This is a genomic window from Natrinema sp. SYSU A 869, assembly GCF_019879105.1.
Lineage (GTDB): Archaea > Halobacteriota > Halobacteria > Halobacteriales > Natrialbaceae > Natrinema.
This window is the reverse complement of the sequence record NZ_CP082247.1, coordinates 123011-146113: the sequence shown is the minus strand read 5'-3', so window position 1 is coordinate 146113 and position 23103 is coordinate 123011. Positions and strand designations below refer to the sequence as shown.

Below are 23103 nucleotides of genomic sequence, written 5' to 3'. Positions count from 1 at the left end.
TACGCCCGCGTAGCGGGGCTAACCAGCTGCACTATCAAGACAGAATAATGTCACGAATCGACATCGACGACGTAACGAAATCGTACGGGGCCGGTGAGAATGATATCATTGCCGTCGACGACGTTTCGCTGCATATCGACGACGGCGAATTCGTGATCTTCGTCGGTCCGTCCGGGAGCGGCAAGTCGACACTCCTGCGGATCGTCGCCGGCCTGGAGGAACAGACAGAGGGTGACGTCGTTATCGGCGATACCATCGTCAACGAACTCAGCCCGCGGGCACGGAACATCGCGATGGTGTTCCAGAACTATGCGCTGTACCCGAACATGACGGTCGAAGAGAACATGTCGTTCGGTCTCAAGATGTCGACGGAACTGTCTTCCGACGAGATCGAGGACCGCGTCCATGAGACGGCCGAGACGATGGGGATCGACCAGTTGCTAGAAAACACGCCTGGAGAAATGTCCGGTGGTCAGCAACAGCGCGTGGCGTTGGGACGGGCTATCGTCCGCGACCCGGACATCTTCTTGATGGATGAACCGCTCAGCAACCTCGACGCGAAGCTCCGAACGGAGATGCGAACCGAGATCAATCGGCTCCAGAACGAGCTCGACGTGACGACGCTGTACGTGACCCACGATCAGACAGAGGCGATGACGATGGGCGATCGACTCGTCGTCCTCAATCACGGAGAGATCCAGCAGGTCGGCACGCCACTGGAGTGTTTCTACCGCCCAACCAACCAGTTCGTCGCCGGATTCCTCGGCTCTCCCTCGATGAACTTCTTCGACGGCCGCGTCGAGGGCAGCACGTTTCGGGCCGACGGCTTCGACTACGATCTGACAGAGCAAATGCAGTCAGCGATCGGCGATCGCGAGGAGCTCGTGCTGGGCATCAGGCCTGAGGATGTAACGCTCCACGAGAGAGGCGGCTCGAGTCACGAGTTCGAGGCCGTCGTCGACGTCGTTGAACCGATGGGGAGCATCTCATACGTCTACCTGCGCGCCCAAGACCAGACAAGCGACCAGACGTTTATCGTCGAAACGGATGATCAGTATCCGATCACCGAGGGGCAACACGTCTACGTAGAGGTCCCCCACCGGACAGTCCACTTGTTCAACGCAGGCGATGGTGAGACGATCCACCAGCGCCAACTCGACGAAGGGGCAGAAGTCGCACTTCGGGAGCGAAAGCAGACCGTCAACAACCTCGCAGAGTGACGAGGGGTCGATAGCTGGCACCGCTTCACTCTCCCCGAACGACAGATTGACAACCGACAACACACCTACCACGATACATGACAGACGAAGCCATTCCACATCACGAAACGCGTAGCGACATTTGCGAGTATGGCCGCGGGCTGCTCGAGGACGACTTGACGACCGGTACCGGCGGCAACCTCAGCGCCAGACTCGACGAGAACCATATCGCGATCAGTCCGTCAGGGATCCCCTACGAGGATATCGAACCAGCGGATGTCCCGGTCGTCAACACGGACGGCACGGTCGTCTCCGGCGATGTCGATCCCTCGACTGAACTCCCGATGCACTTGGCCGTCTACCGCGAGCGGCCCGAGGTCGGCGGCGTCGTCCACACCCACTCGCCGTACGCGACGACGTTCGCCTCGCTCGGTGAGCCGATACCGGCCTCCCACTACCTCATCTCGTTTACCGGGTCCGAGGTACCGGTCGCGGAGTACTGCACTCACGCGACCGCGGAACTGGGTGAGGCGGCGGTCGACGCGCTCGAAGAGTCGTTCAACGCGACGCTGCTTCGCAACCACGGCGTGTTGACCGCGGACGATTCGCTGGAGGACGCCTACACCGTCGCGCTGATGGTGGAGTACTGCGCCCGCATCCACTATCAGGCCCGCTCGATCGGCGACCCTGAGATCCTTCCGGACGACGAGATCGACCGACTGAGCGACAAACTCGATAGCTATGGGCAGTGAGTACCGACGGCTGATCCAATGAACCACGTCGCCATCGACCTCGGTGCCAGCGGCGGGACAGTGTTCCTCGGGAGCGTGACCTCGTCGTCGTTCACCGTCGAAGAGGTCTACCGGTTCGACAACCGTCCCATCGATCGCGACGGGAGATACGTCTGGGACCTCGACACGCTCGTCGATCACATCACGGCCGGACTCGATGCCGCTGCCGATCACACCGACGGCCTCGACACGGTCGGGATAGATACCTGGGGACTGGACTTCGGGCTCCTGGAAGACGGTGAGCTCCTTCGAGCCCCGACCTCGTACCGCGATCCCGAGGCGGCGGCAACCTGCGAGGAACTGTTCGACGTTGCGGGGAAACGACGGCTGTTCGAGGCCACTGGCATCGCGAACTGGAACACGCCGAACGCGCTGTGGCAACTCCATACGATCGCCGAGTACGACCCCGAACTCCTCGAGCGGGCCGACGAACTGCTCATGATACCACAGCTCCTCTCGCTCTTGGTGGGCGGTCGGCCGATCGGCGAGGTGACGGTTGCCTCGACCACGCAGATGGTCGACCCGGAGAGCCGTACCTGGGCGATTGACTTGCTCGAGGAACTGGGGCTTCCGACCGATCTCCTCCCCTCACTCGCTGAACCCGGCGAACGGCTGGGAACTGTCGATGAGCGCGTCGCACCGGACCCTGATGCACCGCCCGAACTCCTCGCGCCAGCAAGCCACGACACCGCGGCGGCCGTCGCCGGCCTTCCACTGACCGACGATGCAGCGTTTCTCAACACGGGCTCGTGGTTCATCCTTGGCGTCGAGCGCGACGAGCCGGTCCGGACGACCGCGGCCTTCGAGCACTCGCTCTCGAACGAACTCGGCGTGGACGATACCGTCCGGCTGTTGAAAAACGTCAACGGGTTCTTTCTGCTGGAGGAGTGCCGGTCGGCGTGGCGTGAGGCCCGCGAGCCGACCGACTACGAACACCTCTTGTCAGCGGCCCGGCGTGCACCACCGCGGGCGGCACTCGTCGACCCGGACGCCGACGCCTTTTCGATAGAGGGGTCGATGCCCGAGCAGGTACGATCGTACTGTCGTCGCACAGATCAACCGGTCCCGACCGGACAGGGCGGCGTCGTCCGCTGTCTGCTGGACAGTCTTGTGACGAAGACGGCGCTGGTGCTGGATCAGTTGGCCACGGCCGTCGACGAGACGCCGACGCGGATCGCGCTCGGAGGCGGCGGCGTCCGCAACGAGCTGTTCTGCCAACTCCTGGCCGATGCCACCGACCGAACGGTGACCGCCGGCCCAGTCGAAGCGACTGCCGTCGGAAACCTCCTGACTCAGGCGATTGCGGTCGGGACACTCTCCGATATCGAGGCGGGCCGTCGTCTGATCCGGGCGTCGTTCGAACCCACGACCTACGAGCCTGCCGGCGCGGGCGGCTGGGACAGGGAGAAAAACAAGATGCGGGACCTTCCGACGGACTGATTCTCCGGCAGGGCCGTTCCTTTCGTCGACTACCGCGACGTGTATCCGCCGTCCATCACGACCGTCGAGCCGGTCATGTACGACGAGGCGTCCGAAGCGAGGTAGACGACCAGTTCTCGCAGTTCCTCCGGCCGGCCGAGCCGACCCATCGGCGTATTCTCCATCCAGGTTGCCTCCATCTCCGGGTTCTCCTCGAGTACCGCGTCGACGAGTTCGGTCCGCATGTAGCCGGGTGCAATGGCGTTGACCTGGACGCCGCGGTCGGCCCACTCGACTGCCAGTGACTTCGTGAGCATCGAAACGCCGGCTTTGGTCGTATTATAGCTGGCCTGTTTCTGCGGAACGTTGACGTCGAAGCCGGACATCGACGAGACGTTAACGATCTTGCCCTCTCCCCGCTCTAACATCCGCTGACCAACGTGTTTGGCACAGAGGAAGACGCCGTCGAGGTTGACCGCGAGGACCTGCCGCCAGGAGTCAATCGACGTCTCTTCGGCCGGCGAGTTCTCGACAATGCCCGCGTTATTGACGAGCACATCGACCGAACCCAGTCGGTCCGTTACTGTCTCGACCATCGACTCGACCGAGGCCTCATCAGTCACGTCGACGTCGACAGCGATCACGTCCGTTTCGCCGTCGAGTTCCGTTGCGGTCTTCGTCGCTTTCGATGAGTTCATATCGGCAATAGCCACGTCGGCCCCCATTTCTGCGAGGGCGGTCGCCATCTCTCTGCCGAGTCCCTGTGCTGCACCGGTGACGATAGCCGTCTCTCCCTCGAGGGAGAAACTCTCCAGTACGCTCATGGTACACCCGTACTGTTGTGCCCGCTGAATTTAAACCCATGTGACATCGGAACACGACGGTGTGATCCCGGCCATTCAAGTGAACGGTCTCAGTTAACACGGCTATGCAAATCACGGACTACGAACTGTTCGCCGTTCCCCCGCGGTGGTTACTGCTGAAGATAGAGACCGACGACGGGGTCGTCGGATGGGGAGAGCCGATCATTCAGGGGCGGCTCGAGACGGTCCGGACGGCGGTCAGCGAACTGATAGAGCGGTACCTCCTCGGGGAAGACCCGCTCCGGACGGAGTACCACTGGCGGAAGCTCTATCAGGGCGGCTACTTCCGGGGCGGTCCGATACTGATGAGCGCGCTGGCGGGCATCGACCATGCCCTCTGGGATATCAAGGGGCGACATTACGACGCGCCGGTCCACGAACTGCTCGGCGGTCACGTCCGCGATCGGATGCTCGTCTACCAGTGGCTCGGTGGCGAGTGTCCGGAAGACATCGCGACGGCCGCTCGTGACGACTACGAGCAGGGGTACCGCGCGTTCAAACTCAACTTTGTTCAGGATTTCCGGCCGCTGGAGACGGCCGCCGCCGTCGACCTCGCCGTCGAACGGGTAGCGGCAGTCCGGGACGCCATCGGCGACGAGGCGTTTCTCGGTGTCGACTTCCACGGTCGCGTCTCGAAGCCGATGGCCGTCGAACTCGTCCAGCGGCTCGAACCGTACGACCTGATGTTCATCGACCAGCCGCTCCTCCCGGAACATACCGATTCGTTCGCCGCGATAAGCGACCGAACGACCGTTCCCATCGCCGTCGGCGAGCGGCTCTACTCTCGATACGAGTTCAAGCAACTGTTCGTCGACAACGCCGTCTCCGTCATCCAACCGGATGTCACTCACGTCGGTGGCATCAGCGAACTGCGGAAGATCGCCTCGTTGGCCGAGGCGTTCGACGTGGCCGTCGTCCCACACTGTCCGATCGGGCCAATCGCCTTTGCCGCCAGCCTTCAAGTCGGGTTCTGCTCGCAGAACGTCGTCATGCAGGAGCAGGACCTCGGCGTGGAAGCGCCCGAGTCGAGCCAACGCCTGGCACTGCTCGAGGATCCGGAGACGTTCAGGTTCCAGAATGGCTACATCGAGCGGCCGACGGGTCCCGGTCTCGGGATCGAGATAGACGAAAGCTACGTTCGTAAGCAAGCCCAGACCGAAGTCAACTGGTATAATCCAGTCTGGCACCACGAGGACGGCAGCATCGCCGAGTGGTGATCACCCACTTCGACGCGGACGGAATGCCCATCGCGAGGCCAGCGACCCGTACACTTTAGTAATCGATAGTCGAACCGTCACGCATGCGAACCGCTGTGTTAGTCGAACCGATGGAGTTTGAGCTGCAGGAACGTGACCGCCCAACACCCGGGCCAAACGACGTACTCGTCGCGATACGCGACGTCGGTATCTGTGGATCAGACGTTCACTACTACGAACACGGTCGTATCGGTGACTACGTCGTCGAGGAGCCGCTCGTCCTCGGCCACGAGAGCGCTGGCGAGATCGTTGAGGTCGGTGAGAACGTCACCGATCTCGAGCCCGGAGACCGCGTCGCTCTGGAACCCGGTGTCCCGTGTCGGCGCTGTGAGCACTGCAAGCACGGCGACTACCACCTCTGTGAGGACGTGGTGTTCATGGCGACCCCGCCACACGACGGCGCATTCGCTGAGTACGTGTCTTGGCCGGCCGACTTTGCCTACGAACTCCCCGAGAACGTCTCCACCGTCGAAGGGGCGCTGTGCGAACCGCTTTCGGTCGGTATTCACGCCTGTCGTCGCGGCGATGTCGGAACCGGCGACACCGTTCTCGTCACCGGTGCGGGACCGATCGGACTAATGGTCGCCGAAGCTGCTCGTGCCGCCGGAGCGACCGACGTGATCATAACCGATGTCGTCTCGGAGAAACTCGAGTTCGCCCGCGAACGCGGCGTCGACCTTACAATAAACGTCATGGAGACCGAGGTCGAAACGGCCGTCGATGAGTACACTGACGGTGTCGGTGCTGACGTCGTGGTCGAAGCCTCCGGCGCAAAGTCGTCGATCGAATCGACGTTAGATGGCATTCGGCGCGGTGGTACTATCGTGCTAGTCGGATTGGCCGACGAGGCGAACGTTCCGTTTGACTTCCTCGACGTGATCGACAACGAACTGGACGTCCACGGATCCTTCCGGTACAAGAACACCTACGCTGCGGCCGTTGACCTGCTGGCCGATGATGTCGTTGACGTCGGGGGGATCGTCGACTTCGAGTCCTCGCTGTCGGCGGTCGACGATGCGTTCACCCGGGCCACGGAACCGACCGTCGTCAAAGGGATGATCTCCGTCGACGATGCGTGAGCGTCCGTTGGCGGCGTCGCAGAAATCGATCTTCTGAACCACAGTCTCGATTGTAGCACTTGCGAGGCGGGCGAGAATCATGGTCGCAGTAATGAACTGCGGCTCTCACCGCTGGACGTGGAGTCCGAATCCAACACCAGATATTAAGTATGCGAGTGAAAAATACCTGTCATGGCTCACCCAACACGCGTCGCTGACACCCGAAATCACACCGGAGAGGGGCCACTGTGGCACCCGACCGAGGAACGACTCTACTGGGTCGATATCCCTGCCGGTCAACTATTCACGTTCGATCCCGCGACCGACGAGTACGAGCTAACCTACGAGACGAACGGCGATCCGATCGGAGGATACACGATCGAAGCCGACGGGTCACTCCTCCTCTTTACATACCGAACCGTCGAACGGCTGGTCCCTGGTGCCGACGAAACGAGCGTTGTAGCGGAGATCGACGCTGACACGCGATTTAATGACGTTATTGCTGACCCGGAAGGACGGGTCTTCTGTGGAACGATGCCGGGGACGGGGACCTCGGAGATCTGTATCGTCTCGACACTGATGGCACTTCGACTGTCGTCGTTGAAGACGTTGACATTCCGAACGGGATGGGGTTTTCCCGAGACCTGGAGACGTTCTTCTTTACTGAGTCCGAGGCACGTCGGATCTACACTTTCGATTACGACCGAGCGACGGGAGAACTATCTACCAAGCGAACATTTCGTGAGACAGCCGAAGACGGCAGCGTACCGGATGGGATGACCGTCGATGCGAACGACCACGTGTGGTCGGTACGCTGGAACGGGAACAGAGCCGTTCGACATGCCCCGGACGGAGAGACAGTGTCCGAGATCGAGTTCCCAGCACGGAAAGTGTCGTCCGTCACGTTCGGTGGGCCGGAGTACACTGACCTCTACGTGACTACTGCCCTCACTGATGGGGATAGATCGACGGAGGGTGACGGCGCGGGTGCGTTGTTCCGCGTTCCCGATGTGGATTCGAGTGGCGTCCCCGAGTTCCGGTCGCGAATCGTCTGAGAGCGTACCGATTTGTGCGAAACCGGAGTGGTTTCTGGAATTAGTAGACGGCCGCCGCTCTTGAATGAACCCATAGCTTTTACTCGCATCATTGTAATTCAATCGTATGGAAACGAGTATAGCTGAGGAACGGCGGGCAGGACTCCTCACGACGCTTAGGATTCAGTACCCTGATGCCCTGGCCGACCGCGGCTTCCGATTACTACACCCGATGACAGGCGAGCCGTACACCGACCACCGTCGACATCTCGTCGCGACTTGCCGATCGATAGCGAACTTTTCGGCGGGAGCCCTCGTTGATGGGCCGGATTGGTGCGTCGACGCAGCCCAACACGGTATCGAATTCCTCCGCGACGGGCACGGTGCCGACGACGGCAACGGATACCACCTCATCGTCGACGGCGAAGGCGAACCGCTCGACCGAACCCGCTCCGCATACGGGCATGCGTTCGTGCTCCTCGCATACGCCCGTGCGACGGCCGCCGGTATCGAGGGTGCTGCGGCCGACCTCGAGGCAACCCACGAACTCCTTGAGAGACGCTTCCGGGACGACGCCGGTATGCTCCGCAGCGACTGCGACGTCGACTGGACTGAACGAGAAGCCTACCGTGGACAGAACGCCAACATGCACGCTTGCGAGGCGTATCTGGCCGCCTATGAGGCAACCGATGATGAACGGTACCTTGAACGGACGCGCCATCTCGCCAATGTAATCACGGTTGAACTCGCGGCCGAAACTGACGGACTGCTCTGGGAACACTACACGGACGAGTGGGAGCATGACTTCGAGTACAACGCAGACGAACCCCGTCACCAGTTCCGCCCACCAGGCTACCAGCCCGGCCATCACGTCGAGTGGGCGAAGTTCCTCGCGCTGCTCGACCGCTACGACGAGGGAGACACGGAAACCGTACCCGACGAGGGATGGTTCGCTCGCGCGTTAGCGCTATTCGACACCGCAATCGAACTCGGATGGACTGAATCAGGATTCGCGTACACCGTCAACGCTGATGGAGACGCCATCGTTCCCGATCAGTACGGCTGGGCGCTCGCGGAAGCTATCGGCGCATCCGCTGTCCTCGCTGAACGAGCCGATGCGTACGGCCACGATGACGAGGTCGACCGCCTTCGTCGCTGGGAGCGGCGGCTAGTCGATCGTGTCGACGAATATTGCGGCCCTGACGGAGTCTGGTATGAAAAACGGCTTGCCCCTGAAGACGGTGGCAACCCCGTTGAGCCGGATCTTCCCGTCGTCGAACCCGACTACCATCCAGCGAGTGCGTACTACGAGGGTTGGCGCTCCGCACGAAGGGTGAGCGACCGTGAGTAACGACTCGTCCTCTACGACTGACTCCGTAATATCAATGAGGATGGACAGCGGTGACTCGGATGTAATGGACCCAACAGTCATGTTGCCCCCCAAACCGGACCGTCGCTGGACGATTGCGAAACAACTCGGCCTCAATACGGCCGTCGTCCGGTTCTGGGGTGTCGACAGGTGGTGGGAATACGAGACGCTGATGCGTACGAGAAACCGCTTTGCCGACCACGGTTTCTCGCTCGATGTCGTCGAGGATCGCCCACCGATGGAAAGGACCGTGCTCGGAAAAGAGGGGCGCGACGAGGAGATCGCGACCGTCAAAACACTGATTCGAAACATGGGGAGACTCGACATCGACACCTATTGCTGGGTGTGGACCGAGAATCCTCTCGGCGTAATCCGTACGTCAGATTCACTGCCCGGCCGAGGAGACTCCCAACGTATCGGCTACGACCACGAATGGATGGAGCGCGCTCCCGACCACGAGGCTGCGGACATCACCGAGGAGGAGTTATGGGACAACCTCCAGTACTTCCTCGATCGAATCGTCCCGGTCGCGGAGGAAGCTGGTGTGAACCTTGCGCTCCACCCGGATGATCCCCCGACTTCGCCGGTCCGAGGCGTTCCCCGCATCGTCACGTCCGTCGACGACTACCGACGTATCCTCGAGATGTACGATAGTCCGCGTCATGGCGTGACGTTCTGTCAGGGGAACTTCTCCGCGATGGAGGCAGACATTCCCGAGACGATTCGCGAATTCGGTGATCGGATTCATTTCGTCCACTTCCGTGACGTTGAGGGAGACGACCGGAACTTCGTCGAAACCTGGCACGACGAGGGACCGACCGACATGAAAGCCGCCATCGAGGCGTATCAAGAGGCGGGCTTCGACGGGCCGATCCGCCCCGACCACGTGCCTCGAATGGTCGGTGAGGAAGACCGTGAAGACGCGATGGCAGGCTACACCGATATGGGTCGATTGTTCGCCATCGGCTACATCAAGGGGCTCTTGGAGTAACAGAATCTGACCACAGTGGATACAAACAGACACAGATGACGCTCAACACAATCGCAGTAACTGGCGGTAACGGCAAGATCGGGTCAGCGGTCCTCGAGCACCTCGCTGACCGCGGCTACGAGACAGCGAATATTTCGCGTGGCAAGCGCAGCGAGGAGTTCTCGGATACCTACATTACGACCGACCTACTCGATGCCGGTGAGACGTATAGCGCCATCGCGAAAACCGATGCCGACGCCGTGATCCACATGGGTACCATCCCGGAACCGTACAACCATCCCGACTACCAAGTGTACGAGAGCAGCGTGATGTCGGCGAGTCACGTTCTCGAAGCGGCTGATTCTCTCGGGCTCGAATCCGTCTGTCTTCCGTCTAGTATCAACGCGATTGGGAGCGAACACCAAGAGCGAGACGCCGACGTTCGATATCTCCCTGTCGACGAGAATCATCCCCGTACACCGGATGATGCATACGGTATCGCCAAACACGCGATGGAAGTGACTGCCGACGGCATCGGTCGCCGACCCTCGACGGACCTGACCATCGCCTCGCTACGGTACCCGTGGGTAATGAACGAGGAAGAAATGCACGAGCACTTCATCGATACCGACCGTTCGCTCGCTGCACTCTCAGAGGTACACCCGGCAACCGGTCGTGACGTCCTGTTCTCGTATCTCCATATCGACGATGCAGTCGTCGTCGCACGCAAGGCCGTTGAAGCTGATTTCGACGGTCACGAGGCTTTCTGGGCCGTCGCGGGAGATACCGCGGCCGATGCTCCGACGAAGGACCTAGTCGCCGAGTATTTCCCTCACACTGAGCATCACAGTGAACTCGAGGGGTATGATGGATTGTTCGATCTCTCGAAGAGTACAACTCTTCTCAACTGGGAACCCCAGCGAAGCTGGCGGGATATAGAATAAAAGACACGAATAGTACATTGGTACTGACTAGTTTAGCACCTCTGCTAGCGTTTGTCCGCTAAAAGATGGATATAGCCGTTGTGTATTATAGTAATGTATAAAATGTTCAAGGCACACTCGGGCGCTTGACCGACTGCTGACTCATGAATTGTGGAAGCGATCAGTTGTATCTTGCGTGTGTGATGTTACTTTCCGATGCAACGATTCTCGAATAATAAAGGTGATCGCACAACTCTAACCGAGAGAGAACAGTGAGATAGCCGCAATTATCGACGAGAAATAACGGTTTCGGAAAGATCGGGGGTTCTCGGTCAATCGATACAGGAGCGAGGCAACTGGACCGGTACCTCGACATCCAAAGACTGCGAATCGAGAATCAGCTTCGACTCTCAATCTATTGTAGCGTACGCCCAAGACCAGTCGCCGTTGATCCTGACTGAAAGCACAACGTAGTTCGGAGTTGCGTCAACTGCTGGCTGTAGATCACACTTAAATCCAATCAGGGACTACGTTTTGACACCAAACATCTCTATTTCTCGAACTATATTTAAAAGATATAATAAAGCAAGATGGAGTCAAATACCAAGCTCCAGTAGCTGACGTGATGTCCACTCTCGCTCTACAAAATCTAATCAATCTGACCGATAGTAGAGCTGAGTGATAGTCTTCCAGACACGATACCAGTGCGTAGCTATTCCTCTCAGTAAGGCCCTGTCAGGAGAAGCCTACATGACCGAGGCGTCCTCCATGCGCTATATCCTTTCTTTCGTCTCTTCTCGGAATCCTTATCCGTCAATACACAGAAATGCCGATATGTACGATCTTACTGGCTTCCAGCGTGACCTGTTATACACGATCGCCGGGCAGGACGATCCACACGGACTCGCAATCAAAGACGAACTCGAAGAGTATTACGAGAAAGAGATTCACCACGGACGGCTCTATCCGAACCTCGATGAAATCGTCGACAAGGGCCTCGTCGAGAAAGGCGAACTCGACCAGCGAACGAATTACTACACAGTCACCGCTCGTGGCCGCCGTGAACTCGAGGCTCGACGGGGGTGGGAAGACCAGTACGTTGACGAGTTACCCTCAGAATCTGAGTGACGGAGCGAGTAGAATAATCGGCAGACTCGAGTGGTATGTCTGCCAGTCGTAAAGCCAATCATCTTTGATCGACGAAATACCGGTATCGTTGGCTCTTGTCCTATTCGAGTCCAATATGTGGGTAGAAAGGATAGCAGATACAGTTCTGATCCACTGAAGGAACGTAGAATGAGAAGCATTCGTTTCAATTTGCTCGAGTAGGCACCGAAGTTTGTTTGACCAGGTTGAACTGTCGCTTTCAGAGTAAGAGCGTAGTGTCTTCACCGACACTCACGAGAGATGCGTTACTCTATTGGCTAATTCGCGTAGCGACATAAAGGAACGAACAGTTGTGTACGCTTACACCACTTTACGAGTGAATAACAAAACCATGGTAGTTACAAAGACATGATATGGATGATCTCACGGGGTTTCAACGAGACCTCTTATACGTGATCGCTGGCGCTGATCGCCCATCTGGACAGGATGTCAAAGGCGAAATCGAGCAGTATTATAGTAGCGAGATCAATCACGGACGGCTGTATCCGAATCTCGATACTATTGTCAACAAAGAACTTGTCGAAAAGGGTCAACTCGATAGGAGAACCAACTATTACGCACTTACAGAAGATGGTGAGCGGGCTATCCAGGACCGAAAAGAGTGGAAAGCGCTGTATATCGACTAACTATCGGGAACAGTACTCGCTGCTGTCTTGAGTAGCAGTCAGAAAACACTGGCAAGCAGACGGAACAAAAACTGACTACTTAACGGTTTCAAGGACCGCTCGAGCCGCTTAAGTAGATTATAAAGGACGTCCATTCATAACTCCGAGTCCGCATGGCGCGGATAGGAGAACGGCTGTGTGGTGGTTCGAGAGAGCTTTGCTCTCTCGTCATCGCGAAAGGCGCAAAGCGCCTTTCGAACGACACAGCCATCGGTACACCTGTTCGACCGCGAAAGCGGGACGTTTCGCACGAGAGAACAGGTCGTATCGTAGACCGGCAAATATCCCACCTACGGTACGGGAAGCCTCGGCGTTTCCGCCGGGGAGAACGTCACCGAAGGATCAAGACGTGTTTGACTCGTCCTCTGTTGATGGTGGCCGCTGAGACAGGTCGTCAAATCGGCGTTGGGCCCGCTCCGATCGATCCACCGTCTCCTGTTCCTTGTATGTCACATCGATTACTTCCTCATCCTCAAGTTCGACGATCAATACTGCATTGACGTGACGTCCGTCTTCGGGGAGTCTCTCGCGATCGACGACTACTTCGCCAACCGTTTCGCCATCGTCCTCGAGCAATATCACTGCGAGACTGTCCTCAAACCGGTCTACGACTGCCGTGTATGTTCCATCAGTTGGCATTAGTATTCCTCCTGAAGTACGATCGTTCCGCTGTCGTCTCGGACGATAACGGTATCACCACTGTTGTTCCAGATCGCACGGCCAGAGCCCCAATAGAGATCAGTTGCTGAATCCGATCCGCTGCCAGTGTGAAGGGCGACCTGTGCGCCGGGGTCAAGCGTAAATCCACTCGGGAACGTGTACGTGTGATCTGCCGCATCAGCGACTGACCAACCACCGAGCTCGAGAGGTTGGTCGCCCGTATTTTCGAAGACAATGTACTCGTCGTTCAGATTGTCGTTCTCGTCCGCCGAAGCGTCCTCGTGGATCGTGGCGATAGACAGTGTGCCCACCTGATCTGTCGGCTCTGCTGATTCGTCCGTCGTTCCTCCATCAGTCATGGCAGTCGACCCATGTACCGGGATGACGGTCCGTTGCTGCAGATCAGCATCTATCCCAGGTTCAATGGGGTCCCCATCTCGAAGTTCGAGCGGCGCAGTTGGGGCGTCATGCTGGGTTGCAACCGTGATCGCAGATCCGTTGCTCGTCACCTGTATGTTCCCATGCGTTGCCGTCCAGTAGGTCTGAATGGATTGCTGGGAAAACCGCTGGAGAACCTCGTCGTGTGGGTGGCCGTACTGGGAGTCATATGCACTCGAGAGAACAGCGACGCGCGGGTCGGTGACGTCAAGGAACTCGTTTCCTGAACTGGATTGACTGCCGTGATGGCTAGCACTCAAGACAGTCGCATTGAGGACTGCCCCGTATTCGTCGACGAGAAACTGTTCGCTAGCTGTCTCTCCATCTCCGGGAAGCAAGAAACTCGATTGACCGAAGCCGAGGCGAACGACGATACTGTTCTCGTTTCGATCACCGGCCGCAAGATATCCCTCAGGTGGCGCAAGTACCTGAGTTTCAACTCCCTCGAACGGAATCTGGTCACCTGCTCGCGTCTCGTACAACGTCACGTCATGTTCCTCAACTGCATCCAGATATCTCTGATAGGTCTGGGACGTCGACGTGATCCCAGGGTCATACACTGCACCCACTCCTTCCCCTTCCGTCTCGAAGTAGTCGATGATGGCCTCGTGGCCGCCAATGTGATCCGCATCGGCGTGTGTCGTCACGAGGTAGTCAATTCGGTCGATGTCGTGCTTCTCGAGATAAGCCAGTACGTCTTCACCGTCGTCAGACCAGTCTCCCGAATCGATCAGCATCGTCTCGTTCGTCGGCCCGACAATCAACGTACTCGAGCCTTGGCCCACATTGATGAAATTGACCGACAGCGTTCCACTCGAGTTCGCTGTTAGTGTGTTCTGTGTTTCACCCGGGGACTCTGATGTCGGTTCAGTCGTTCCATTCGGCGTGGTGGCCTCATCAGTGATAGCACCGCCACACCCTGCAAGGGTGACGAGGGTGACCACAGCAAGGATACTGAAAAGATGTCTCCACGTCATGGGACTACTAACAGGATAGAGTTCCATAGATGTACTTGCTGTTCGACTCTCAGCTTGAGAATAGGGTCACTACCGAGACATCTCTCATCGAGTATCGGTTATCCGCTACATACTGGACGTGCAATCTTGACGAGCACCTTATTGCCGATCGACATCACAGTCAAGCGCAAACCTACGCGAGCCGATAGAGGCTCACATTGTACACACGAAAACGGCTAGTGCGTTGGCTCACATTGTACACATAATGAGTACCGATAAGAAACGGGTCCAGTTCCGGGCTCCGAATCGGCTCATCGACCGGACTGACGCGCTTGCCGAAGTCTTGGGAGAAGACCGGACAGACATCCTCGTGACCGCGCTCCGTGAGTATCTCCAAGATGCCGCTCACGACGACGCACTGACCCAAGAAATCGCCGCCGCCTATTATGACGGTGAGATCTCCTATGAGCAGCTCAAAGCGCTCGTTGGGGCAGAAGAAGCTGCCAACCTCCGTGTGATGAAGCAGCAGTTGGACGACGGCTTCGTCGACGAGATCGCCGGGCTATAGATGGCAGAATTAGTTGCAGACACCTCCGCACTGGTGAGTATTGGTATCGTTATGGGCTCTAATCCGAATCCACTTTCACTCTGTCTGGACGTCTACGATGTGTTAGTACCGGATGAGGTTGTCGAGGAACTCCAAGAGATCGCCTCGTACGATGACAACCATGGTCGGGCTGCAACTGCATTCCTTGATCGAACTAACGAGCTGGCGGTGCAGTCAGTTGATCTCGACGCCGAGTTCCCACTCGATGATGGTGAAAGCGCTGCCGTCACGCTCGCGAACGAGATCGACGCCGCACTCTTCCTCTGTGACGAATTCAATCGCCTTGGGCTCATTCATGCCTCACTGGCCGATACACGACTCGTGACGACGCCAACGCTGCTCTCGGTGTTCGTTCGAAATGATCAATTGACGTCCGATGAAGCACTGACACTCCTCAGTGACATCAACACCGCTCGAAGCTGGGATGCGAACAGCTACGTCCAGCGAGCACACTCGCTGCTTGATAAAGCCTGATTTGCATCTCTCCTCCGAACGGTACACTGTTGCGCAAGCACGGCTGAATTATGTAGTGCAGAAACTGTTCAAACCACTCGCGGACGCTCGACCGACTTCCCACCCATGAGTTATGGAAGCGGTCAACGCGCATTTTGAGTGTGTGAAACCACGTTTCCGTGAGGGTTCTCTCAGTATAGTTGATCCGACCGCTTACTCCTACTCGAGCGAGGGCAGTCCGATAGCCGAACTGATCAACAAGAAGCTCAGCATCCAAGAGATCGTGTTTCTCTGTGAGACAATGGAGAAACACAGCCGCCGGATCAGTGCCATGATGACCAAACGTTGTGACATCGAGAATAAATGTTGTCTCGGTGTCTATTGCAGCAGACACCCAAGATCACTCGCCGTTACTCGTGACAGCAGTCTCATCGACAGCGACTCGCGACGGCGACGCCGTTCTCAGAAATAAACGATTTCTGCTGGGCTGCACGAGAGCAGCGCTCTCGTGAACGTCGGCGGGTCGCATCCGCTATCAGCCAGCCGATGTACCCAAGTTCAGACTTCTCCATGCAAGCGTTCAACGACTAATTCCGCGAGAATCGTTGTTGTCTCTCGAAGCGAACAACCGGTTTCGTGGAGGCGGACGGCGAACGCTCTGACGGGCGTTGCCGTCCGCTCGTTCTCCCATGATTATTCTAAATTCGTGTCTAAGCTTCCGCTGAGGAGTTCTTCGAGCGACATGGACACTTGCGACAAGAACACCTCATCTTCTCAAACTGTCTCAACTAGATAGTGCCTATATTGCGGATTTGTACTTAGATTGAATCAAAGTAGTGTGACGGCACACTACCATTTTCAAGACGAGGCCCGTATTGGTAGCTATGAGTAGCGATCGGATCGATGCCGAAAGTAAAGTGTCGGGAAATCAAGCGAACATCCCCGCTCGAATTCGGCGTGAACTCGGGATTGGCGACGGCGATCAGCTTCGGTGGCAGGTCGAAGATGACGGTAGTGTGCGCGTTCAGGTCATCCAACAGCAAACAGGAACATTCGCTGAGTTCGAGGGTATGAGGGCGAGGAGACAACTGACGTAACTACCGAACATGATGCCTGGGGAATCGACATCGAGTAATGCCACGCGCACTCCTCGATACGACGGTTCTGTTTGCTGCGGCCTATCGACGAGATAGCGCCCACGACGATGCGCTCCTAATCCTGCAGGGAATCGACGATGGGTCGCTTCCGGAAACGGTCGTCCTTGACTACGTGCTCGCAGAAACCCTCAACGGCCTCACGACCCACGCCGGTCACGATGCAGCTGTCGACCTCCTCGATCGGATCGAGGAAAACGCTCGGTTCCACATCGACTCGCTCAACACGGACGCCCTCGCGACGGGGAAAGCACTGTTCAGACAGCACGAGCCACTATCCTTTGTCGATGCGTGCATTATCGCGTATATGCAAACTGAAGGACTAGGCTATCTGTATGCATTCGATGACGACTTCGATGCTGTCGACGACGTCTACCAACTCGACACAGCGACGGACCCGTCCGATCCGAGCTGACGTCATAGAGGGCCATAATTACGCAGTCGTGCGTTAGTTTCATTCAGTTCGTGACACTTCGTTGTCAGCTACTTGCTTCTAGAAATTCATCGACGCGACGCTGGCGAGAGTATGCATGAGATTCTCCTCATCAGACTCACGTCTGCTCGGCCTGATCGCGTATAAGTGCGCCAAGCTCACCCCTCGAGAGCGGTGCAACCGTCACCAATTCATCATCACCGGTGTAGAAGATACTCGCGGTGATCTTCCGATCCGGATACGCCTCCGATAACACGTGCCAGTAGACGCTCAACTGGGTTTGATACTCCGCTGTTGCATGCCGCTCCAGATCCGTCTTGTAATCGATGATCTCGATGGTGTCCTCTGTCACGTGAACCAGATCGACGATCCCATGGATGGACACTCGTTCCCCATCTATCTCGAGCGGTAGGAACGCGCTCTCTTCGACCCTGATTTCACCGCCCATTGAATCGAGCAGCGTCTGGATACGCTCTTCATCCTTGCTCTCTGGTTCGACAGCCTCACACAGTGCGTACCGTTCGGCGAACTCGTGAACGCGAGAGCCAAACTCGAGACCACGTCCCTCATCTCCCTCTTCGAAAACATCGCCGTCCATCAGCGAGTGGGGCGAATACCGAACTGGCCCCTCTGTTCCCGGGATCTCGATCTCGAGTTGTGCTTGCTCACCCTCTTCGACCGCCACCACCTCGGGATCTGGCACAACCGGCTCTATATCGACGGGAAGCTCCTCGAGGAATGTATTAGGGTCAGCCCCCGCAGTGAAGACGACGTGACTTTCGGCTCGCGTGATAGCGACGTACAGCAATCGGCGCTCCTCATCGTAATCACGAGGAAGGCATCGCTGAAGGACGTCTGGACGCCAATTGTCATAGACATGCGGTTTCTCATGCGCCGCTTCCGAGTATACCGTCCGCTGCCGGAGCCCAACTGGATCCTTGTAGGAGATTGTACTACTGCCACCACCGGATGGCGGGAAGCGACCGCTGTTCATATTCGCGAGAATGACGATCGGATACTCGAGTCCCTTCGCAGAGTGAATCGTCTGGACCGTCACCGAATTCGCACCCGCACTCGCGCTGACCTCATGGGTGCTACCTACGTCGATACTCCGCTCGATAAAGCGGATGAGATCGCCCCGCGTCATCGTTGTCGTGCTATGAATCGACTGGATCGTGTGAAGGATGACGTCGGCAGTCGCCCCATCGTACCCATACCGGGAGAACACGCGCCGTGCGACGCCACCGAGCGTCTCCATCCCAGCCAACTCATCGCAGAAGTCAATCATGGCCTCGGGATAGCCACCTCGATCGAGAATCCGATCGATCTCGTCGAGCATGTAGCCAGCTTCCTCGAGGACGACGGCCCACCCGCGATCGAGATCGTCCTCGAGGATCCTGAGCCACGCCAGCAGGAGTTTGGCCTGATCAGTCCGGAACAGTTCGATCCCGCCCTCATAGGCCGTTGGCACCGCATACTTGTCGGCCGCCTGTAAGAGTTCACGACCGAAATATCGCGTTCGGGTCAGTACTGCAATATCGCGATACTCCGGTACTCGGAGGTCCCCATTGTCGTCTTCCACTCGATACTCACTGTTGCCGACGATCTCCTGTATTTTGGCCAGTATCGACTCGTGTTCCGCCTCACTCTGTAGTGCTTCGATCGTCGTGTTCTCGTGATCACTATTGGACTCGAGAGAGATGATCCGGTTTCGCGTTTCCTCGACATCGACCTCGTCGCTGCCGGTCGCTGGAACGAGAAGCCCGTGTTCCGAGAAATCCAGGATCGACTGCGTCGATCGGTAGTTCTCGACGAACTCGATCGTAGTCACGTCGTTTGTATCGAAGCGAACGCGATTAGCATCCTGATTCAACTCCTCGGCGAACCCGTTCAACCGTGTTTCGAACTCGACGATATTGTCCACGTCGGCATACTGGAAGCCATAGATACTCTGCTTCCAGTCCCCGACGACGCAGACGTTTTCGGTCCCGGAGAGAAGCAACGCGAGTTTGAACTGGATCTCGCTCGAGTCCTGAAACTCGTCGACCATCACGTACTCGAAAGCGACCTTGTCACGCAGGTCGTGGTTCTCACAGAGCAGCACGAACGCGAACAACTGCAGGAATCCGAAGTTCAGGTAGTTGCGGCGGAGCGCGAACTGAATGTACTCGTAGTAAACGTCGTGAACGAACTGCTTCAACTCGCTTCGATCTTCCTCGAACACGTCACGGGCGACCTCATCCGGGATCTGCTTCCCGCTACCGCGTATCTCGGCTTTGTCGGGAGCTTCCGGAAGGTAGCACTTGTTCTTCCCGTAGCGGTACAGCTTCGAACGCAGCTGAGACTGTTTGCTCCCTCCGTTCCGGGGTTCATTGAGGTCATCGAACAGGCGTTTGAACGCGTCGAAATCGCCGTCGAGATAGCGCTCCCCATCGCGGTACCACCCGTCAGCAGTCGGAAAGACGCCCTTCGCAGCCAATTCCTCGACAAGGTCTAACAGTTCCACCGGATCGGAAATCGCTCGAAAACGATCGTCATACTCGGGATTATCGTCGCTGAAGCTGTTGATGAACTCCTGAAACAGTCCATCCTCAACGACGTCATCGCTGACGATCCGGGTCGAGCCAGTAATCGTGTCGTCGATATCGAGATATTCCGGGGCCGTATGCCCGTGTTCCTGGAGGAGATCGTGACACAGCGAATGGAACGTCTGGATCGGCGCGTCGGCGAGCTCGCGCATTCCGTAGTGGCACTGCCCGACGATTCGCTCTTTCATCTCGGTCGCGGCGTTGTTCGTGAAGGTAACGAGGAGGACGTCGTCCGGTTCGACGCCGGACTGCTCGACAATGTTCGCATAGCGTCGGGTAACTGCGAACGTCTTTCCGGTTCCGGCGCCGGCGTCGACGAGATAGGTGCCCTCAGTGCTCTCGATGAGTTCTCGCTGTTGCGTGTTAGGTTCAGTCATCGGTTTCCAAAATCAGATCACGGTTGTCCACGTAGCGGTAGTTCGGCTCGCCGGCGAGTCCCTCGACTGGGAATCGTTCCTCACCGTGACGCCGGCGATTCAACTCCTCGATTCGCTCGTCGACGAAGTCCTCGAATACATCGATATCCTCTCGGAAGTAGTTGCGACTCCGAATCCGCATCAGCTCACGCATTAGCTGTTTACACCCTGCTGAGACGTACTTGTAGTCGCCGACGCAGTCTTTCATCCGCTCTGTCAACACCTGACCGAACTCCGATTCGATGAGTTCGTCGCTGTCTCGAGTGTCCGGCATCGGTGTCACCTCGAAGATCGCTCTGTAGTCGTCGTACTCGACCTTCTCGAGCGTCTTCCGACAATTTCCAGCACCGTCGTCTCGGAGAGACTCGAACACTGCACGCGACTCAGCATGTCCTTCGAACGACATCGGATAGTATGTGACTGTGGTCAGCGTCTCCTCGAGATCCGCATCACCGGCGACGACATCGTCGAGCATCTCGAGGAAATGGAAAAGGTGAACTCCAACCGGTCCCCCGGCTGCTGTGTTCGCCAGTGAGTGAGGTACAGAAGCACCTGAAAGTTCGGTGACTCGCCCGGCGGATCAAGCGCCGAGTTTTTCACCACCTGCGAGGCTCGCTTTCGGCTGCCGCTCTTGTGATCGACGAGGCGGGTCGGACCATGGATCAGGTCGATCTTCCCTTTCAGTCCGAGTTCGTCGTTCTCGAACCATCGCTCGGTGATCGGCGTCTCGACCGGTCGATCATACTGCTCAGCGAAGAAGTTCGACCCCCACCCGCTCTCAGCTGTGAGAAACGATCCGTCGGTCGGTGCGTTCTCGTCCAGGAATTCACAGATCGTCTCGAGGCCAGCACGGTACTTCGTTCGTCGCGTCTTCTGGTCGACGCGCTTGACGAACGGCCGCGTCTCCTTGAGCATCGCATCGACGGCGTCCTCGATCACAGTTTCGTCGACCACGTCTCGATGTTCGACGTAGAACTCGGCGAAATCGTGGAACAGGTTCCCTTCTTTGAAGTAGTCCTTGTCGGGGGTATCGACGAGGCGACTGAAGAAATAGTCACGGGGGCAGTTAACGTACGTACTGAGACTGGACTGGCTAACCGCTTCCACCTCGGTTGTGGTAGCGTCGACGGGCTCTTTCTCGAACCCGTCTCCTCGTTCACGGGGCGCTTTTGCGTATGCTATCGACTCAAGGTCGCTGAAGCGCTCGAACTCTTCGTCGAGCAGTTCCTCGAAGTACAGACAGGGCGTGACTGGTGACCCACCAGTCGTGTCCTGAACGAGGTAGTATTGATCGACCCCACTTTGGAGGAGGAGCTGGAACTGTTGGATGTTTCTCGTATACTGGCGGTCGTGATCGACCCACGGACGGCGCGGTGCAGAGTGCGTCCAACCCTCGTCGAGGCCGAGGAAGAACACGACGGGGCGATCGACGTAGGCGGCCGACTTCGCGTCGGCCAGGAGAACACCCTCGTTTTCCCGGTTGATCGGCACCTCGTAGGTCTGCAGATAGAACTCGAGTCGATCTACAGCCACCTCACTGACGAATTCGTCCTTGAGACACAGTGCGGCCAGCTCATCGCTGAAGTCGTCCATCGAACACCCGGTTCGCTGCTCGAACGCGGTGATCGACTGATCGAAGGTTCGCTCTTCAATAGAGTCACAGAAATCTCGAATCCACTCGACCTCTGCCATGTCGAGGTCGTGGAGTCGTTTTCGTCGTGTTCGACGTCTAGGTCGATCCCGAGTTTGCTCAGAACCGGTTTGACATCACGGACCTCGGTATCTGTTCCGCGATGTGCGACACGGAGTAGCTGACAGAACGCGCGATGATCTGGGTTGTCAATGAAGCCAGGGCCACCGTAGAACGGGATCCCGGCCGATTCGAACGCAGATTCTACTACTGGAGAATACTCACTCGCTTGATCGAGAACGACCGCAACGTTCTCGGCGTTATCTACTGAGATGCTCTCTACGAGTGTATCGACGATAGCTGACGTCGACTCGAAGATTCTGAACGGTGGCTGGTCGAACGCATGGTCACTGAACGGACTGTAGGTGTCGTACTTTGCAGGGAGTATCGATCGCTCGAGCGTGGTCAGCTGGTCTTCCCCGACGACCGCGACATCTTGATCGCCGTCGATCTGGTACTCGGTCAGCCGTCCCGACGTCGTTCGGAGGTCATCGATATATGCCACGGCGTCTTTGGTCACTTCGTCAGCGTATGCGTCGTACTCGAGGATCGAGTCGCTTTGACCTTGGTGTTCCCAGCACTGGAGGATGTTCCCGATAGCGTAGGCGTTGCGTTTCCAATCAAGGTCTCTCTGTGAAATGAGCTCGAGGAACGCAGTTCGATCTTCTGCTGTCTCATGTCGGCCTGCAGCGAGACGGCGAGGTGGAATCGCGAATGGGCCGAAATGCGGTCGGTCTAGCCGTCGGTTGAGCGCGCTCGCAAGCGGTGCATCGGGAACAAGAACGAGATCGTAGTCCGAGACCTGCTCATAGAGATTGTCAAGAGATGTTGCCCGCGTGAGTGACACTCTTCGAATTCCCAATTTAGAATAAATAAGACTATCGGCATCTCGAGGACGTATTGGATAGGTTCGTATGAGCCAGCAGCAAGGAGTTCCGATAGAGAGGTGAAGCTTGTTATCAGATTTAGGCGAAGGATGTCGACGTCCTAGTCG

At 57.5% G+C, this 23103-nt stretch carries 17 protein-coding genes and 5 pseudogenes; 15 read left to right on the top strand and 7 right to left on the bottom strand.

Annotated features, from left to right (window positions below; all coding sequences use genetic code 11):
* The first annotated feature begins 47 nt into the window (after positions 1-47).
* From K6I40_RS00520 to K6I40_RS00510, 3 genes are all read left to right on the top strand, one after another.
* On the top strand, positions 48-1220 hold the full coding sequence (locus K6I40_RS00520) for an ABC transporter ATP-binding protein (RefSeq protein WP_222913065.1): 1173 nt from the start codon (positions 48-50) through the stop codon (positions 1218-1220).
* 77 nt (positions 1221-1297) lie between these two features.
* Positions 1298-1951 (top strand): class II aldolase/adducin family protein, encoded by a 654-nt coding sequence (locus K6I40_RS00515; RefSeq protein WP_222913063.1) that lies wholly within the window; start codon positions 1298-1300, stop codon positions 1949-1951.
* Positions 1952-1969: 18 nt separating this feature from the next.
* The gene (locus K6I40_RS00510; RefSeq protein ID WP_222913061.1) at positions 1970-3430 is read left to right on the top strand and encodes an FGGY-family carbohydrate kinase; all 1461 of its coding nucleotides are present in this window, start codon (positions 1970-1972) and stop codon (positions 3428-3430) included.
* A gap of 29 nt (positions 3431-3459) precedes the next feature.
* On the opposite strand, the gene K6I40_RS00505 is transcribed toward K6I40_RS00510, so the two are convergent.
* On the bottom strand, positions 3460-4233 hold the full coding sequence (locus tag K6I40_RS00505; RefSeq protein ID WP_222913060.1) for a glucose 1-dehydrogenase: 774 nt from the start codon (positions 4231-4233) through the stop codon (positions 3460-3462).
* A 104-nt stretch (positions 4234-4337) separates the two neighbouring features.
* Here K6I40_RS00505 and dgoD point away from each other — a divergent pair, with 104 nt between their 5' ends.
* The 6 genes and pseudogenes from dgoD (at position 4338) to K6I40_RS00475 (ending at position 10903) form a co-directional block, all read left to right on the top strand.
* On the top strand, positions 4338-5489 hold the full coding sequence (gene dgoD / locus K6I40_RS00500; RefSeq protein WP_222913058.1) for a galactonate dehydratase: 1152 nt from the start codon (positions 4338-4340) through the stop codon (positions 5487-5489).
* An 83-nt stretch (positions 5490-5572) separates the two neighbouring features.
* Positions 5573-6607 carry an NAD(P)-dependent alcohol dehydrogenase gene (locus K6I40_RS00495; RefSeq protein WP_222913056.1) on the top strand — a complete coding sequence of 345 codons (1035 nt, stop codon included), beginning with the start codon at positions 5573-5575 and terminating at the stop codon, positions 6605-6607.
* 171 nt (positions 6608-6778) lie between these two features.
* Positions 6779-7641 (top strand): annotated as a pseudogene (locus K6I40_RS00490) (SMP-30/gluconolactonase/LRE family protein).
* A gap of 106 nt (positions 7642-7747) precedes the next feature.
* Positions 7748-8971, top strand: a complete 1224-nt coding sequence (locus K6I40_RS00485) for an AGE family epimerase/isomerase (RefSeq protein WP_222913053.1) — start codon at positions 7748-7750, stop codon at positions 8969-8971.
* A gap of 64 nt (positions 8972-9035) precedes the next feature.
* The gene (locus K6I40_RS00480; protein WP_255681396.1) at positions 9036-9980 is read left to right on the top strand and encodes a mannonate dehydratase; all 945 of its coding nucleotides are present in this window, start codon (positions 9036-9038) and stop codon (positions 9978-9980) included.
* Between the two features lie 35 nt (positions 9981-10015).
* Complete coding sequence (locus K6I40_RS00475; RefSeq protein ID WP_222913052.1) at positions 10016-10903, top strand: NAD(P)-dependent oxidoreductase; 888 nt, start codon at positions 10016-10018, stop codon at positions 10901-10903.
* Positions 10904-11343: 440 nt separating this feature from the next.
* Here K6I40_RS00475 and K6I40_RS27550 read toward each other — a convergent pair.
* Positions 11344-11565: pseudogene (locus K6I40_RS27550) on the bottom strand (IS6 family transposase); the annotation flags it as partial.
* Between the two features lie 151 nt (positions 11566-11716).
* Between K6I40_RS27550 and K6I40_RS00470 the strand changes: the two are divergent.
* Complete coding sequence (locus K6I40_RS00470; RefSeq protein ID WP_222913050.1) at positions 11717-12010, top strand: PadR family transcriptional regulator; 294 nt, start codon at positions 11717-11719, stop codon at positions 12008-12010.
* 392 nt (positions 12011-12402) lie between these two features.
* Positions 12403-12675: a helix-turn-helix transcriptional regulator gene (locus tag K6I40_RS00465; RefSeq protein ID WP_222913047.1), complete on the top strand. Its 273-nt coding sequence runs from the start codon at positions 12403-12405 to the stop codon at positions 12673-12675.
* A gap of 381 nt (positions 12676-13056) precedes the next feature.
* On the opposite strand, the gene K6I40_RS00460 is transcribed toward K6I40_RS00465, so the two are convergent.
* Entirely contained in the window at positions 13057-13353 is a 297-nt protein-coding gene (locus K6I40_RS00460) for a DUF3006 domain-containing protein (RefSeq protein ID WP_222913046.1), read from the bottom strand.
* The gene (locus K6I40_RS00455; RefSeq protein WP_222913044.1) at positions 13353-14789 is read right to left on the bottom strand and encodes a lamin tail domain-containing protein; all 1437 of its coding nucleotides are present in this window, start codon (positions 14787-14789) and stop codon (positions 13353-13355) included. The genes K6I40_RS00460 and K6I40_RS00455 overlap by 1 nt, the downstream gene beginning before the upstream one ends.
* 244 nt (positions 14790-15033) lie before the next feature.
* Between K6I40_RS00455 and K6I40_RS00450 the strand changes: the two genes are divergently transcribed.
* Positions 15034-15336 carry a hypothetical protein gene (locus K6I40_RS00450; RefSeq protein WP_222913042.1) on the top strand — a complete coding sequence of 101 codons (303 nt, stop codon included), beginning with the start codon at positions 15034-15036 and terminating at the stop codon, positions 15334-15336.
* Positions 15337-15849 carry a hypothetical protein gene (locus K6I40_RS00445; RefSeq protein WP_222913039.1) on the top strand — a complete coding sequence of 171 codons (513 nt, stop codon included), beginning with the start codon at positions 15337-15339 and terminating at the stop codon, positions 15847-15849.
* Here the strand turns inward: K6I40_RS00445 and K6I40_RS00440 are convergent.
* Positions 15779-16572 (bottom strand): annotated as a pseudogene (locus K6I40_RS00440) (IS6 family transposase). The gene K6I40_RS00445 and the pseudogene K6I40_RS00440 sit on opposite strands and share 71 nt — an antisense overlap.
* Positions 16573-16712: 140 nt before the next feature.
* Here K6I40_RS00440 and K6I40_RS00435 point away from each other — a divergent pair.
* Together K6I40_RS00435 and K6I40_RS00430 are read left to right on the top strand one after the other, a co-directional pair.
* Positions 16713-16963: pseudogene (locus K6I40_RS00435) on the top strand (AbrB/MazE/SpoVT family DNA-binding domain-containing protein).
* Positions 16963-17397, top strand: a complete 435-nt coding sequence (locus K6I40_RS00430; protein WP_222913037.1) for a PIN domain-containing protein — start codon at positions 16963-16965, stop codon at positions 17395-17397. The pseudogene K6I40_RS00435 and the gene K6I40_RS00430 overlap by 1 nt, the downstream one beginning before the upstream one ends.
* A gap of 136 nt (positions 17398-17533) precedes the next feature.
* Here K6I40_RS00430 and K6I40_RS00425 read toward each other — a convergent pair whose 3' ends face one another.
* Both K6I40_RS00425 and K6I40_RS00420 read right to left on the bottom strand, forming a co-directional pair.
* A complete protein-coding gene (locus tag K6I40_RS00425; RefSeq protein ID WP_222913036.1) occupies positions 17534-20380 on the bottom strand; it encodes an ATP-dependent DNA helicase in 2847 nt (948 codons plus the stop codon).
* Positions 20373-22956 (bottom strand): annotated as a pseudogene (locus K6I40_RS00420) (PD-(D/E)XK nuclease family protein). The gene K6I40_RS00425 and the pseudogene K6I40_RS00420 overlap by 8 nt, the downstream one beginning before the upstream one ends.
* Between the last annotated feature and the right edge of the window lie 147 nt (positions 22957-23103).

Bases quoted from the DNA above. Each gene is read 5' to 3' on its own strand.
- K6I40_RS00460 (WP_222913046.1), bottom strand. From the start codon at position 13,353: ATGCCAACTGATGGAACATACACGGCAGTCGTAGACCGGTTTGAGGAC.
- K6I40_RS00510 (WP_222913061.1), top strand. From the start codon at position 1,970: ATGAACCACGTCGCCATCGACCTCGGTGCCAGCGGCGGGACAGTGTTC.
- K6I40_RS00485 (WP_222913053.1), top strand. From the start codon at position 7,748: ATGGAAACGAGTATAGCTGAGGAACGGCGGGCAGGACTCCTCACGACG.
- K6I40_RS00430 (WP_222913037.1), top strand. From the start codon at position 16,963: ATGCCACGCGCACTCCTCGATACGACGGTTCTGTTTGCTGCGGCCTAT.
- K6I40_RS00450 (WP_222913042.1), top strand. From the start codon at position 15,034: ATGAGTACCGATAAGAAACGGGTCCAGTTCCGGGCTCCGAATCGGCTC.
- K6I40_RS00515 (WP_222913063.1), top strand. From the start codon at position 1,298: ATGACAGACGAAGCCATTCCACATCACGAAACGCGTAGCGACATTTGC.
- K6I40_RS00455 (WP_222913044.1), bottom strand. From the start codon at position 14,789: ATGACGTGGAGACATCTTTTCAGTATCCTTGCTGTGGTCACCCTCGTC.
- K6I40_RS00475 (WP_222913052.1), top strand. From the start codon at position 10,016: ATGACGCTCAACACAATCGCAGTAACTGGCGGTAACGGCAAGATCGGG.
- K6I40_RS00465 (WP_222913047.1), top strand. From the start codon at position 12,403: ATGGATGATCTCACGGGGTTTCAACGAGACCTCTTATACGTGATCGCT.
- K6I40_RS00445 (WP_222913039.1), top strand. From the start codon at position 15,337: ATGGCAGAATTAGTTGCAGACACCTCCGCACTGGTGAGTATTGGTATC.
- K6I40_RS00505 (WP_222913060.1), bottom strand. From the start codon at position 4,233: ATGAGCGTACTGGAGAGTTTCTCCCTCGAGGGAGAGACGGCTATCGTC.
- K6I40_RS00520 (WP_222913065.1), top strand. From the start codon at position 48: ATGTCACGAATCGACATCGACGACGTAACGAAATCGTACGGGGCCGGT.
- K6I40_RS00470 (WP_222913050.1), top strand. From the start codon at position 11,717: ATGTACGATCTTACTGGCTTCCAGCGTGACCTGTTATACACGATCGCC.
- K6I40_RS00480 (WP_255681396.1), top strand. From the start codon at position 9,036: ATGGACCCAACAGTCATGTTGCCCCCCAAACCGGACCGTCGCTGGACG.
- dgoD (WP_222913058.1), top strand. From the start codon at position 4,338: ATGCAAATCACGGACTACGAACTGTTCGCCGTTCCCCCGCGGTGGTTA.
- K6I40_RS00495 (WP_222913056.1), top strand. From the start codon at position 5,573: ATGCGAACCGCTGTGTTAGTCGAACCGATGGAGTTTGAGCTGCAGGAA.
- K6I40_RS00425 (WP_222913036.1), bottom strand. From the start codon at position 20,380: ATGACTGAACCTAACACGCAACAGCGAGAACTCATCGAGAGCACTGAG.